The sequence below is a fragment of the Mycobacteroides abscessus ATCC 19977 genome (genome assembly GCF_000069185.1).
Classification (GTDB): domain Bacteria; phylum Actinomycetota; class Actinomycetes; order Mycobacteriales; family Mycobacteriaceae; genus Mycobacterium; species Mycobacterium abscessus.
The window spans coordinates 2,969,125-2,983,310 of sequence record NC_010397.1 but is presented as its reverse complement, the minus strand read 5'-3'; the positions used below and the strand labels follow the sequence as shown (position 1 = coordinate 2,983,310).

Below are 14,186 nucleotides of genomic sequence, written 5' to 3'. Positions count from 1 at the left end.
GCACCATAGTGCACAGTGCATCTCACGGGCGCAGCACGATGCGTTACGAACAGGCCCCGCGATGAATCCAATAACGTTGATCGAGAATGTATTCGCTGCCACCGTCGATAAGAGCCGGCGCGAGATCGCGGACGCGAGGGTGGTCATCGAGGGTGGCCGGATCGCCGCGGTGCTGACGGCGGGGGAAAACAACCCGTGGCAGGAGCTGCCGGGCGTCGAACGTGTGGACGGTAGCGGCTGTCTACTCACACCGGGATTGGTCAACACGCATCACCATCTGTACCAGTGGATCACCCGCGGGCTTGCCGCCGATCACACGCTCTTCCAATGGCTTACCGCCTTGTACCCGGTCTGGCAGGGGATCGATGCGGACAGCTTGCATGTGGCAGCCCAGGGTGCGCTGAGCTGGCTGGCACTTTCGGGATGCACCACCACGACCGACCACCACTATGTGTTCCCCTCGGATGCAGGAGATCTGCTGGAAGCCGAGATCGAGGCAGCACGGCAGGTCGGCCTGCGGTTCGACCCCACCCGGGGATCGATGGATTTGGGCAGGTCGGCCGGTGGCCTGCCACCCGACGGTCTGGTGGAGTCGATCGACACCGCGCTGGAGGCCAGCGACGCGGCCATCGCACGCTGGCATGACCCAGCACCGGGCGCCATGGTGCGTATCGGTCTGGCGCCGTGCTCGCCGTTCTCGGTAAGCGCGGATCTGCTGCGTCAGTCCGCGCTGCTGGCTCGCGAGCGCGGTGTGCGATTACACACTCATTTGGCGGAGACCAAGGACGAATCCGTCTACTGTGCCGAGCGATTCGGCTGTAGCCCACTCGACTATATGGAGGAGCTGGGTTGGCTGGGTCCCGACGTGTGGTTCGCGCACGGTGTCCACTTCGATGACGCGTCCATTGCCCGGCTTGCCCGCACGGGAACCGGTATCGCCCACTGTCCGACCTCCAACGGCCGCCTGGGCGCCGGCATTGCGCGAGTCCGGGAATTACTGGCGGCGGGCGTGCCGGTGGGGCTCGGGGTGGACGGTGCGGCGTCCAACGAGTCGGGTCGCCTGCTGGAGGAGGCGCACCAGGCGCTGCTCTTGGCGCGGGCCGTGGGAGGCCCCACGGCGCTGAGCACGCGCACCGCGCTGGAGCTGGCCACCCTGGGCGGGGCGCGCTTGCTCGGCCGCTCCGATGAGATCGGCTCCATCGAGGTCGGCAAGTGTGCGGATCTGGTGTTGTGGGACCTGAGCACGCTGGGCCACAGCGGAATCGAGGACCCGGTAGCCGCTGTGATATTGGGTGAGGTGCCGCCCATCAGGCGTTCCTGGGTCGGCGGACGGCCGATTGTCGCCGATGGGCAGATGCTCACCGTCGACACCGAACGGATCGCGGTCGCCGTGCGGGCGGCGCATCATGGACTGATGAACAGGGAGCGTTGATGGATCTGTACTCCATCGACTCGGTGCTCATCCCGCGAGACCGCGCTGACCTCAGCGGCCTCGGAACGCAAGACGGGGTGCTGGCGGGCGGCACCTGGCTGATGAGCCAGCCGCAGCCGGGGCTGCGACGACTAGTGGACCTGACCGGTATGCGGTGGCCTGATTTGGTGGTCGATGCCGGTGGCCTGGAGGTGGCGGCCACCTGCAGCATCGAACGCCTCATCAATGCCTCGTATCCGCCGGCCTGGCAGGCTACCGCGCTATTCGGACAGTGCGCGCGTGCCCTGTTGGCTTCGTTCAAGATCTGGCGCACCGCGACGGTCGGTGGCAACATCTGCCTGGGCCTGCCCGCCGGGGCGATGATCTCATTGTGCGCGGCCCTCGATGCCGAACTGCACATCTGGCGTCATGACGGTACCGACGAGCGCTGTACCATCACCGAATTCGTGACCGGTATCAACGAGACGGTCCTACATCCTGGTGATGTACTGCGCGCCATAACGTTTCCGTCCTCCGCGCTGTCGCAGCCGACGGCGCTGCGCAAGATCGCCTATTCCCCGTTGGGACGCTCGGGTGCGCTCGTCACGGGCAGGCTCGACGGCGCCGATATCGTGCTGGGGATCACCGCCGCCACCCGAAGGCCGATCGTGTTGCGCGTCCCCGCCGAGGCCCGACGGGCCCGCGAGGCCGTGGCAGCCATCCCCGGCGTGGAGTTCCATACCGACGCCCACGGCACCGCCGAGTGGCGCGGTGCGGTCACCACACAACTTGCCGGCGAGGTCGCAGCGGAGTTGACGGGCGCCCTGTCATGAAGGTCAACGGAAAGCTCATTGACGCCAGCCCGCGTCCCGGGCAGTGCCTACGCACCTTTCTGCGCGAACATGGGCACGTCGAGGTCAAGAAGGGTTGCGACGCCGGTGACTGCGGGGCCTGCACGGTACTGGTGGACGGGGCGTCCCAGCATTCCTGCATCGTTCCGGCGCACCGCGTCACCGATGCCGAGATTCACACTGTCCGGAGCCTGGCCGGCGAGCACGACCTGCATCCCATGCAGCGTGGTTTCATCGATCACGCCGGGTTTCAGTGCGGCTTCTGCACCGCCGGCATGGTGTTGACGGCGGCCACCCTTACCGGCGATCAGACCGAAGATCTGGGGAATGCGCTGAAGGGCAACCTGTGCCGGTGCACCGGCTACCGGCCCATTCGTGATGCGGTGTGCGGTGTTGTGCCACCGCGGGGGAGCGTCAGCGCCCCGGCCGCCGCGCGGGTGGTCACCGGCACCGAGCCGTACACGATGGATGAGTTGCCCGCCGGTGTGGGACATGTCGCGGTGCTGGGCAGCCCGCACCCGTCGGCCCGCATCACGCGAATCGACACCGACCGGGCTCGCCTCTTGCCCGGAGTACGTGCGGTGCTCTGCTACCGGGACGACCCCGGGGTCCCGTTCTCTACCGCCCGCCACCATGAGCGCACCGACGACCCGGACGACACGCTGGTTTTCGACCGGGTGCTGCGGTTCGCGGGACAGCGAGTCGCGGCAGTAGTGGCAGATACGCCGGCCATCGCGCACCGGGCGTTGGAGCACATCGATGTCGAATATGAAGTGCTGCCAGCGGTATTCGATCCAGAGATGGCGCAGCTGCCCGGAGCGCATCTGGTACACGGCGACAAGGGGCTCGGCGCCCGCATCGCCGATCCCGCCCGCAATCTGGTGGCCGAGGTGCATGGCGAGGTGGGCGATGTCGCGGCGGCGCTGGCGCGGGCCCGGGAATCGGGGGCGGTGGTCACCGGCAGCTGGCAGACGGCGCGGGTGCAGCATGTGCATCTGGAGACGCACGGCTCGGTGGGTTGGCAGGACGAGCGGGGCCGCTACGTGTTGCGTACCAGCAGCCAGGTGCCGTTCCTGGTGCGTGACGAACTCTGCCATGTGTTCGGCCTTGCGCGCGAACAGGTCCGGGTATTCGCTCCACGGGTGGGGGGCGGTTTCGGTGCCAAACAGGAGATGCTCACCGAGGACTTGGTGCTGCTGGCGGTACGCGTGACGGGTGCGCCGGTGGTCTACGAGTTCACTCGCAGCGACCAGTTCACCATTGCGCCGTGCCGCCACCCTATGCGGGTGAATGTCACTGCCGCCGCCGACGGCGACGGGGTGCTCACCGCGTTGGCCGTCGACGTGCTCTCCGATGCCGGGGCCTACGGGAATCACAGCGTGGGTGTCATGTTCCATGGCTGCAATGAGTCCATGGCCCAATACCGTTGTGCCAATAAGCGAGTCGATGCGCAGGCGGTCTACACCAACAACATCCCATCGGGTGCGTTTCGTGGCTACGGGCTCGGGCAGGTGTTGTTCGGTATCGAGTCAGCTCTGGACGAGTTGGCGCGAAATCTGGGCATCGATCCCTTCGAGTTCCGGCGCCGCAACGTCATTGTGCCGGGTGACTCCTTTGTCAGCTGGGAAGTCGAGGAGGACGACCTAGCGTTCGGTAGCTACGGGCTCGACCAGTGTTTGGACCTCGCACAGGACGCACTGGCCCGCGGCGCGGCAGACCCTGCCCGGAACGGCTCGGACCTACCGGCGGGCTGGAAAGTGGGTGAGGGCATGGCGATTGCCATGATCGCAACCGTGCCCCCGCGCGGACATGTGGCCGATGCCCGGGCTGAACTGGACGCACGGGGCCGTTACCGGATCTCCGTGGGGTCGGCCGAGTTCGGCAACGGCACCACCACCGTGCATGCCCAGCTTGCCGCTGGCGTGCTGGGCTGCGCTCCGGATCAGGTCTATATCCACCAGGCCGATACCGATGCGGTGAGTCATGACACCGGCGCCTTCGGCTCGGCCGGTACCACTGTCGCCGGCTTGGCCGTGTACCGCGCGGCAGAGCTGTTGCGAGACCAGATCATTCGCTTCGCGGCGACGAAACTGGCGGTGCCGCAATCGCGCTGTGTGCTGGAGCCGGACGGTGTGCGAGCCGGCGCAGATCTGCTGGGTCTGACCGAGATCGCAGCCTCGGCGCCGGAGCCCCTGAGTGCGGTGGGGCATCACGAGGGCACGCCGCGCTCGGTGGCCTTCAACGTCCAGGCGTTCCGCGTCGCGGTGCGGCCGCAGACCGGCACCGTGCGCATTCTGCAGTCGGTGCAGACCGCCGACGCCGGAGTGGTGGTCAATCCCCAGCAATGCCGGGGCCAGGTGGAAGGCGGTGTCGCACAAGCCATCGGGTCGGCGCTCTACGAAGAGATCCTGGTACACGACGGTTTCGTCAGTACCACGGCGTTGCGCAACTATCACATTCCGCGATTGGTGGACGTGCCCGATACCGAGGTCTACTTCGCCGACACCTATGACACCTTCGGGCCGCTCGGGGCCAAGTCGATGAGCGAATCCCCATATAACCCGGTAGCGCCGGCGCTGGCCAACGCCATCCGCGATGCTGTCGGCGTCCGGGTGTACCGCCTGCCGATGAACGCGGCGCGCGTGTGGCGGGTGATCAACGACTCCGGGGGCGGTGAGTCGTCATGAAGGACATACTCAGGGATCTGATCGCGGTACTCGAAGGCGGTGGCACCGCCGCGTTGGCGCGTGTGGTGGAGGTCAGTGGCGCGGTGCCGCGTGAGCCCGGGGCGGCGATGATCGTGCCAGCCGACGGGCCGGTCGTCGGGTCACTGTCCGGTGGGTGCGTGGAGGCGGCGGTCATCGAGACGGCACGCGAGGTGCTGGCCATCGGGCTCTGTGTCAGTGAGCGATTCGGTATTGACGACGGGATCGCGCCGGGCCTTACCTGCGGCGGCGAGATCGAAGTCGTCACCGAACATATTGGCGCCGAGCGGTTTCCGTTGCTTCGGGAACTGCGGTCGGCGCTCGTGGCGGGGGAGCCGATGGGTTTGGTGAGCACGCTGTCGGGGATTCCCGATTGGGCACTGGTGCGGGCCGGGGAGCCGGCGCCGTGGCCGCAGATCGAGGGCGACATCGTGTCGTTGATACGTGCGGGCCGCAGCGCGGTGGCAGGTGCCGATCGCTGCGAACCCGATCAATCCGACCTGCCCCGGGTGTTTGTGCAGGCATTCGCGGCGCCGCCACGCATGATCCTGGCGGGGGCCAACGCTTTTGTACGCGCCCTGAGCCGTACCGGCAGCCAGCTGGGCTACCGGGTGACGGTGGTCGATGCCCGCGAAGTGTTCGCGACGCCCGCGCACTTTCCGTATGCGGATGAGGTGGTCGTCGACTGGCCCCACCGGTACCTGCGTGCCGAGGCGGCAGGCGGTCGCGTCGATGCGCGCACCGTGGTGTGCGTTCTGACACATGATCCCAAGTTCGACGTGCCGATGCTGGCGGCTGCCCTGACCGTGGCGCCGGTGGCCTTTGTCGGCGCGCTGGGCTCGCGGCGCACGCACACCGATCGGATGGCGCGTCTGCGCGAGCAGGGCGTCACCGACGATCAGCTGGGGCGGCTGCGTAGCCCGCTGGGCCTGGACCTCAATGCCCGGACTCCCGAGGAGACCGCGATATCGATTGCGGCACAGATCATTGCCGAAACATCGGGTGGCTCTGGGCGGCCGTTGAGTGACATCGACGGGCCGATCCACCGGTAGGGGCTGCGGTGTACCTGAAGGCATGTCTGAACGGAGTCCGGCGCAAGGACCAGCATCCCGCGATTCCCTGCACGGCCGAGGAGATCGCGGCGGATGCGGCGGCATGTCGCGATGCGGGGGCGGCTGCGGTCCATGTTCACGCCAAGGACGCCCAGGGTTTCGACTCGCTGTTGGCCAGTGCCATCGATCCGGTGGTTGCAGCCCTCCGCGCGCGGTGCCCAGGTCTTCCGGTGGGCGTTACCACGGGCGCGTGGGCCTTGGCCGACCCGGCCGCACGTTGCGCCGCCATCAATGGGTGGACCGAGCTGCCGGACTTTGCTTCGGTGAATTGGCATGAGGAGGGCGCGGCCGAGGTCGCCGAGGCGTTGCTGAACCGCGGCGTCGGCGTGGAGGCGGGGCTGTGGAACGAGGCGGCGGCGCTGGCGTGGTCGCGCTCGCCGCTGCGCAGGGACTGCTTCCGCGTCCTGCTAGAGCTGCCGGGCGGCGTCGCCGGCACTGCAGTCGAGGAGCAGGCCATGCGGATGCTGACGCAGGTTCGGATATCCGGCGCCGTAGACGTGCTGCTGCACGGGGAGGACTCGTCGGCATGGCCGATGCTCGACCTCGCGGCAGCGCGCGGTGTGGCGGCGCGGATTGGACTGGAGGACACACTGCGGCTGCCGGAGGGAACGACGGCGGCAAGTAACGCGGAACTGGTCGCTGCTGGGCATGGCCGGATACGCACCGCCACTACACGGGAGGTTTGTTGATTTCCACGAAACTGACAGTCGCGGGCCTGCAGTCGGCCGGGAGCCCGGCGAACCCGGAAGCCAACCTTGCCGAACTCGATCAGGCCGCCAAAAGGCTAGCCGGACAAGCAGATCTACTCATCACGCCGGAGTTATTCGTGACCGGATACGACGTCGGGGATCGTTTACCGGAATTGGTGAGCGCACACCATCTCGATGCGGTCCGTGCGATCGCTGAACAGAACAAGATCGCAATCATTGTGGGGATGGCCGAAAGTGTTGCGGCGGGGGAGCTGTACAACAACGCCGTCTTCGTCGATGAGCGGGGCGTCGTGCGTGGCCGCCACCACAAGACACATTTGTTCGGCGAGATTGATCGTGCGTACTTCACGCCGGGGAGCCACGCGGTGACCATGGTGCCGTATCGAGGCGTCAACATCGCCATGATGATCTGTTATGACGTGGAGTTTCCCGAAAATGCCCGGATGAGTGCCCTGGCCGGTGCGCACCTGCTCGCGGTGCCGACGGCACAGATGACACCTTTCGAGTTCGTCGCCGATGTCGTGATCCGTACCCGCGCGTGGGAGAACCAGATCTATCTGGCTTACATCAACCACGACGGTGTCGAGAACGCGACGACATACGTCGGCCGGAGCAGCATCGTCGGTCCCGACGGGGGCGTGCTGGACCGTATCGAATCCGGAACCGGCACGATCATCGCCGAGATCGACACGGACGTGGTTCGATCAGCGCAGCGGGCCAACCCTTATCTCACCGATACGCGTCCCGAACTGAATTCGGCGCTTACGGCCGGCGGTGGCTGCGTCACCTGGTCAAACAACGGTTGACCCGCAAAAGTCGTGGTGCGCGATACTGGGATTGAACCAGTGACCTCTTCCGTGTCAGGGAAGCGCTCTCCCGCTGAGCTAATCGCGCGGGTCTTTAATGGAGGTGGAGACGGGAATCGAACCCGTGTGCACGGCTTTGCAGGCCGTTGCCTCACCACTCGGCCACTCCACCGCTAGGGATGACTGTCCACCCTTCGAGCGGATGACGGGATTCGAACCCGCGACCCTCACCTTGGCAAGGTGATGCGCTACCAACTGCGCTACATCCGCGCGCAACGGATGAGATCGTCATCCGGTGCGAGTTGAAACAGTAGTCGAACGGGAGGTTTATTCACAAATCCCTTGCATACGCGGCCTGCCGGCCAGCGGACTGCGGGGTTTCCGGCGGCTCGTGCTAGCCTTTCACCTCGATCGCAAGGTCTCGTAGCTCAGCGGAAGAGCACTCGCCTCACACGCGAGGGGTCGCTGGTTCGAACCCAGCCGGGACCACTCTTTCTCTTCGCAGATCAGAGGGATAATCGCCCATATCCCTGTTCCTTTGGGCGATCCAGGGGCTCTGTCGGGTTCTTTGCGCGGGTTGCTGCCGACGCCTGCTCCCCGATGCGCCCTGGCGTCGTTCGGGTTGCATCGTTCCGCCAACGGGTGCCAGAAGGCACCAACGTGGCTGGGCAACTGATCCCCCAATACGGTGGGGGAGTTACGCCGTCAATTCCCGTATAAAGACCAAAAACTCGCGCCCCGAGCTCCGTTGCGCCCTCGGTCGGATCAAAAGCCGCCGCAGAATGGTTCCGGTTACCAGTTTCGTATCGCTTTCGAGCACTCCGTTGATGACGGCAGCGACTTGGCGGCGGTCGGCGCTGCGCAGGAATTTCCACGTGAACGCGGTGCGAAGATCGTAGTCATCGAAGGTGTAGCCCAGAAGCAGCGCGTCAGCGGGAGTGCCTGCCGACTTGGGCACACCGTGCTCTGTCGCACGCTCAAAAGTGCCGATACTTTGTGCCACAAGGTCGGATGCGCTGGTCGTTTTGAAAGACGGCTGGGCTGAGGGACCGCGGCTATGAGCTTCTGGAGCTTCCAGCAGTGGAACGAGATCAGCACGGCACTTACTCGGTGTGCGTCCTGCTCGTCGGCCACCCATGTGCTCCCGCCGAGATCCGCGTGTGCCGCACACCCACCGGTGATCAGGTCACCATCGTGCCGGACTAGTTGGCTGCCCGCGCGTTCTGCGCATCCACAAGCCCGGCTGAGTGCGCCGTACGGTCTGATCAATGCGGTAGTGGCGGTAACCTTCGACGCACTCGACGCGCTACTTCCAGGCATGCGCGCGCCCTAGGGCCCCCGAAATTCTCAATGGGTGACAAACCTCGGCGTGATCGAACCCGGTGGACCCAGAACTCAAGGCCGCGTTCAGCCGCCCCCACCGCTGTCGCACCCACCGCCGCTATCGCAGAACGCACCACCGCCACCGTGATCTGAACCGAATCCACCGAAGTAGCCGAATGATCCTATGTCGGTCCCGGATCCTGGGCCATGTCCAGGCGTATTGCTTGAACGGTCACGGCGTCGCCGTGTAGGGACTCGTGGCCGGGGACTCTCAGATCGTGACGCTGTAGCTAGATGCGGCCTAGTGGCTTCTGGCGTGCGACGGGCCTCTCTGCGGTTGGCGTTGCGGGCCAACTGCCAGCCGAAGCATCCGAGTAACACTGCTATCAGTGCTAGCGTCATCAGTTCAATCCCCACAGAAGCTCCTCCCTGCGCCTGGCAACTAATTTGCTGTCGGCCTCTTCATATTGCGTTAGTTAGCGCGTGAGCGCCAGGTGGGCAACATCTGCCGAGCGCTAGAGCTTGCCGCTGAGATAGAGGATCTTGTGGCCGCTGAGACGTTGGATCAGTTCTGTCTGGAATTGCTCGCTCAGGGGGGCCAGTTCCAAAATTCCAGGCACAGATGTCCAATGCCCCACCCGATGCTGGTTATCCAGAGTGCCAACGACGTGCGCGTGGTGCAGACCGAATCCTGACAACCTGGTCGAGGCGTTCCGCGGTCGCGGAGCCAAGGTGGAGCACATGAGCGAAACACGACGAGGGACACGGATTCGTCAACCCGGACAACGTGATCGACATGTACAAGACCGTCGACCGCTCCTCGCCGAATATATCCGGTGATGTAAGGCAATCGTGAACGACGGAAGAAGGAGATGTTGTTGAGGCAGCGCCACGGCGCGACGAAGCTTGAGTATGCCCGAGGGGCATAGCTGATACTTCGCCCCATGAGTGTTGTAGAGCACTTCGGCGTGGAGAGCGGACCCGCTCGGCCCGGCTGGCTGGAACTTGGTGTAGCTGCGGCCACCGCTGTCTTTCTGTATCTAGTGGGTGGCGTGGCCGCATACTTCGTGTCGGAAGATTTCCCCATTGCCCTCGGACATGTGAACTTCCTGATTTCAGGGCTTGCACCGTTGGGAGCTTTTGCTGTTGCGGTCCTCGTTCGGATCCGTGATGTCCGCCCGTTCGGGTTGCGGCATACGAGTCTCTTGTGGCTGCTGACCGGCGTTGTCATCGGCCTGGTGTGCTTCGGGCTTAGTTGGCCGGTTTCGGCGATTTTTGATCCGCTGTTTCCGGGGTCAGAGGGTGTTCAGCAGCCCTACCGTGATGCTGCTCGGTCGGGAGCAGTGCCTCCTATCGTGGCAGTGGGGCTGGGCGGTATCTTGACGCCGCTCGGTGAGGAGGCTTTGTTTCGTGGCGTGCTTGCGACTTTCCTGTTCCGCTGGGGCAGCTGCGTCAGTGTGGTCTTTAGCGCGGCAGTTTTCGCTGTGGCACATGGGATCAACGGCGTGATGCCATTGGCGCTCATGATCGGTTTGACCAATGGTGTCCTGCTGTGGTGCTCAGGTTCGATCTGGCCTGCGGTCATGGTGCACATCGCCTATAACAGTGCGGGCATCGTGTACCACGGCCTCGGATACTGACTGCCGGGGCTCGCTGTGCCGCTGCGGCACAGCGCAAGTCGCTCTTGACTATGCCGCTACGTCCGAGTGTTGGATGACTGGTGTGACGACATTGCTGAGCGATTCCGATTACGCGCGTGCCGAGCAGATGCTTTTCCCGCACCGGGCCCGGCGCGTGCCGGGCACCGTGCTGACACCGCAGTGGTTCGCCGACGGTGCCCGATTCTGGTACCGGATCGGAACCCGCTATGTCGCGGTTGATCCCGGCGTGAAGACTCGTCGCGCCGCCTTCGACCACGATGCGCTGGCTGCGGCACTGTCGGTGGCGGCGGGGCAGGCGGTGACCGGCGCCGATCTACCGATACAGGCCGTGCAAATTCGGGCCGACGACACGGTGCTGTTCAGCGCGTTCGGCCGGAATTGGCGATGGGCGGATCGCGTCTGCACCGAATCCGACGCTGCCGCACCTATTCCGGGCGGGATCCCGTCACCCGATGAGCGGTGGGATGCGTTCGGCCGCGAGGGCAATATCTGGGTCCGCAGCCGGGCCGATGGCACCGAACATGCCCTCACCGATGACGCTGAACCCTACTTCGACTACGGTGGCCTGCCGGACACCACCGGCGGACGGGCACTGATGCGTGCCCTGGGCATTCCGGCGCCGATAATCCTGCACTGGTCGCCCGATTCCACCCGAATCCTGGTTGCGCGCATCGATCAACGCGAGGTACCCGAACTGGTGCTCGTCGAATCCAGCCCGGCCGACGGTGGCCGCCCGGTGGAACACCGCACCCGCTACTCGATGCCCGGCGAGAACACCGTGGCCACGATGACCTGGAACGTGCTCGACGTCGAGCAACGCACGATCGTACGGCAGCAGACCGAGCCGACACCGATCATGCACAATGTCGCACTCATCTACGCCTGGTGGTCGAGCGCGGACGCCGTTCATTACCTGCACCAATCGCGCGACGCCCGCACGTTGCAACTGCGTCGGCTCGCCCCGGCGACCGGCGCGGTCACCACGCTCATCACCGACACAGGCCAGACCCGGGTGGACCCGACCGTGGTGCTCGGCGACCCGCACATGGTGCGGGTGCTGGACAACGGCGAGATCCTGTGGTGGTCGCAGCGCGACGGTTGGGGCCACCTGTACCTCTATTCGGCCGACGGCGTCCAGGTCACCCAGATAACCGCCGGGTCGTGGCTGGTGAGCAGCGTGTTATGGGTCGACGAAAAGGCTCGACAGGTGTACTTCACGGCCAACGGTTTGGTGGAGGCGGACCCGTATCTGCGGCAGCTCTGCCGAATCGGGCTGGACGGCAACGGGTTTATCCGTCTCACAGATGATGAGCTGGACCATGATGCGGTCAGCCCGCCGCAGGGCGGCTACCTGGTAGACCGGGCGTCAAGCCCGAGCCTGCCGCCACGCTCGGTGGTACTGGACGGGGATGGTCAAGTGGTAGTGGAGTTGGAGACGCCCGATACCGATGACCTGAAGATTCTGGGCTGGCAACCGCCGGAGCGGTTCCGGACGACCGCATCGGACGGCAGAACCCCGATCTACGGTCTGCTCTGGCGACCGCACGATCTGGACCCGGACCGCACGTACCCGATCATCGAACACATCTATCCGGGGCCGCAGCTCTACCGCGCCGGACCGATGTTCAACCCGCCGCACTACGGCGAACCGGAGGCTTTCGCCGCGCTCGGGTTCGCGGTGGTGGCCATCGACGGTCGTGGAAGCGCGGGGCGCAGCAAGGCATTTCATGACCACTCCTATGGGGATCTCGGCAACGCCGGCGCCTTGGATGACCACATCGTCGCGATCCGTGAACTCGGGCAACGGTATCCGTGGCTGGACACCGCCCGAGTTGGGATCACCGGACAGTCCGCGGGCGGTTTCGCCGCGGCGCGTGCGGTGCTGCGCTATCCGGACTTCTACTCGGTGGCCGTCGCGGTCTCGGGCAATCATGACAACGCCCTCAACCTGGCGATGTGGGCCGAGCACTACCACGGCGATCTGAGCGCCGAAGGCAAAGCAGCGATCTCGAACACCACGCTAGCTGCCAACCTGAAAGGCAAGCTGCTGCTTATCCACGGCGAACTCGACGACAACGCACACCCATACATGACGATGCGGCTGGCCGACGCACTCATCAAGGCGGACAAAGACTTCGACCTGATCATGATCCCTGGCGCTGAGCACTCGCTGTACGGTTGGCTGCACTACTCACTACGCCGAACCTGGGACTACTTTGTGCGGCATCTACACGGCACCGAGCCGCCCGGTTACCGACTACAGCCGTTGCTGCTGCCCTCCCTCGGCTGACCGGCACACGATCTCACCGGCCCGCTTCAGCACATCCAGCTGCTCCGGGTCGTGCAAATCGGCCATAGCCCGCTCGACCACACTGTCCGCGAACCTTTTCCACGTGGTGCGTCGGCTCGCGAGGATGTCAGGTCGGGATGGGTGTTCCGGACCCGACTTAATGTAGGACACCAACCGTTCGGCGAGATTGCGGCGGGCGATCTCGCCGGCATCGACACAGTAGGTTGCTGATCTTCGCTATAGTTGATGGTTATGGGGATTCTTGCGGGGTTGGATGAGTTGCTTGCCGAACTGTCCGCCGATGCTGTCGGCCTGAAACCTGAGCCAGGGGACCCCGATATTAGGTCCTCATACTTGGGTGGGCATCCATACTGGCCAGAAGGCAGTCAGTGGCCCAACTACCGCGGCGAACCGATGTCGTTCGTGTGCCAAATCAATTTCGCCGAGGTCCCGCCTCTGCCGGGCTACCCGACAGAAGGGTTGCTGCAGTGGTTCGTCGGCAGCGACGATGTCGCAGGGATGACGTTCGATGACACCCAGGGCACCCAAGGGTTCGAAGTCAGGTGGATCACCGACCTGAGCGCCCCGTCCACGCGCTACGTCTCCTACCCGACACGGCCATACGGCGACTGCGGCCAAGAGCTTTTCGGCGTAGTCGGCCGCTGCCCTGGATATGACGCGCCCTACAGCTTTCAGGAACTCAATCCACTGCCGTATCGCATCGTGTTCGAACGAGTAAAGACACTGCCCGACCATGCAAACCGGTTCACTGACCGCCAGCGCCAAACCTTCTGGGCCGCAATCCAAAACGCAGGACTATCCGAGGGCGAAGACCTACTGGATGCACCGTACCCGTACTACGGCCTGTCAATAGCGTGGATGGACCACGTCTACCACAACGACTCGAGCCCCCACTGGCGCCACCCCCACATCGGCGGCCACCCCAGATTCATCCAAGAAGACGTACGCGGCACGGGAAACTATGCGGCCATTAAAGATCCAGCCTCGAGCGTGCTACTGAGCATCGGCGGCGGCGACCTATGCGACTGGTGGTCCGGCGGCACAGCCAGCCTCTTCGGCGACCCCCGCGCGCTAGCCGCCGCAGACCTCACCTCGATCCGCTATCACACCGACCGCTAGCTCACTCACCCCCGCCGAAATGAAGGGTGCGCGATGACCTCAAAGGCCGCCGCAAAGACCATGGCCGTCGCCATCATGCTGACAATGACCATGCCGACAGCTGCCCCGGCATCCGCCGACCCTGCCGATGACCCCGCCATCTATGAAGTTGTCTCCGAAACAATTCCAGTTGCTGAC

At 64.9% G+C, this 14,186-nt stretch carries 10 protein-coding genes, 4 tRNA genes and 1 pseudogene; 11 read left to right on the top strand and 4 right to left on the bottom strand.

Annotation, left to right across the window (positions count from 1 at the left end; genetic code table 11):
* Positions 1-76: 76 nt before the first annotated feature.
* From MAB_RS14860 to MAB_RS14835, 6 genes are read left to right on the top strand one after another with little or no spacing between them, the layout of a single operon-like run.
* Positions 77-1,432: an 8-oxoguanine deaminase gene (locus tag MAB_RS14860; RefSeq protein ID WP_005111434.1), complete on the top strand. Its 1,356-nt coding sequence runs from the start codon at positions 77-79 to the stop codon at positions 1,430-1,432.
* Positions 1,432-2,244: an FAD binding domain-containing protein gene (locus MAB_RS14855; RefSeq protein ID WP_005076312.1), complete on the top strand. Its 813-nt coding sequence runs from the start codon at positions 1,432-1,434 to the stop codon at positions 2,242-2,244. Before MAB_RS14860 ends, MAB_RS14855 begins: the two co-directional genes overlap by 1 nt.
* Positions 2,241-4,949 (top strand): molybdopterin-dependent oxidoreductase, encoded by a 2,709-nt coding sequence (locus tag MAB_RS14850; protein WP_005111431.1) that lies wholly within the window; start codon positions 2,241-2,243, stop codon positions 4,947-4,949. The genes MAB_RS14855 and MAB_RS14850 overlap by 4 nt, the downstream gene beginning before the upstream one ends.
* A complete protein-coding gene (locus MAB_RS14845) occupies positions 4,946-6,019 on the top strand; it encodes an XdhC family protein (protein WP_005093625.1) in 1,074 nt (357 codons plus the stop codon). The genes MAB_RS14850 and MAB_RS14845 overlap by 4 nt, the downstream gene beginning before the upstream one ends.
* Before the next feature lie 8 nt (positions 6,020-6,027).
* On the top strand, positions 6,028-6,768 hold the full coding sequence (locus MAB_RS14840) for a 3-keto-5-aminohexanoate cleavage protein (protein ID WP_005090118.1): 741 nt from the start codon (positions 6,028-6,030) through the stop codon (positions 6,766-6,768).
* Entirely contained in the window at positions 6,765-7,595 is an 831-nt protein-coding gene (locus MAB_RS14835; protein WP_005090116.1) for a carbon-nitrogen hydrolase family protein, read from the top strand. Before MAB_RS14840 ends, MAB_RS14835 begins: the two co-directional genes overlap by 4 nt.
* Before the next feature lie 13 nt (positions 7,596-7,608).
* On the opposite strand, the gene MAB_RS14830 is transcribed toward MAB_RS14835, so the two are convergent.
* From MAB_RS14830 to MAB_RS14820, 3 genes are all read right to left on the bottom strand, one after another.
* A tRNA-Val gene (locus MAB_RS14830) sits at positions 7,609-7,683 on the bottom strand.
* A gap of 10 nt (positions 7,684-7,693) precedes the next feature.
* Positions 7,694-7,767, bottom strand: a tRNA-Cys gene (locus MAB_RS14825).
* A 25-nt stretch (positions 7,768-7,792) separates the two neighbouring features.
* Positions 7,793-7,865 (bottom strand) — tRNA-Gly (locus tag MAB_RS14820).
* A 147-nt stretch (positions 7,866-8,012) separates the two neighbouring features.
* On the opposite strand from MAB_RS14820, the gene MAB_RS14815 reads away from it, so the two are divergent.
* Positions 8,013-8,084: transfer RNA gene (locus tag MAB_RS14815), tRNA-Val, on the top strand.
* A gap of 208 nt (positions 8,085-8,292) precedes the next feature.
* Here MAB_RS14815 and MAB_RS14810 read toward each other — a convergent pair.
* Positions 8,293-8,598: a hypothetical protein gene (locus tag MAB_RS14810; protein WP_005090114.1), complete on the bottom strand. Its 306-nt coding sequence runs from the start codon at positions 8,596-8,598 to the stop codon at positions 8,293-8,295.
* Between the two features lie 958 nt (positions 8,599-9,556).
* Here MAB_RS14810 and MAB_RS25490 point away from each other — a divergent pair.
* The 4 genes and pseudogenes from MAB_RS25490 to MAB_RS14795 form a co-directional block, all read left to right on the top strand.
* Positions 9,557-9,774: pseudogene (locus MAB_RS25490) on the top strand (alpha/beta hydrolase family protein); the annotation flags it as partial.
* A gap of 88 nt (positions 9,775-9,862) precedes the next feature.
* Positions 9,863-10,558 carry a CPBP family intramembrane glutamic endopeptidase gene (locus MAB_RS14805; protein WP_005090110.1) on the top strand — a complete coding sequence of 232 codons (696 nt, stop codon included), beginning with the start codon at positions 9,863-9,865 and terminating at the stop codon, positions 10,556-10,558.
* Positions 10,559-10,640: 82 nt separating this feature from the next.
* Positions 10,641-12,869, top strand: coding sequence for a S9 family peptidase (locus MAB_RS14800; protein ID WP_005090108.1), 2,229 nt, complete (start codon positions 10,641-10,643; stop codon positions 12,867-12,869).
* 252 nt (positions 12,870-13,121) lie between these two features.
* Entirely contained in the window at positions 13,122-14,009 is an 888-nt protein-coding gene (locus MAB_RS14795) for a YwqG family protein (RefSeq protein WP_005090106.1), read from the top strand.
* Positions 14,010-14,186 lie beyond the last annotated feature (177 nt).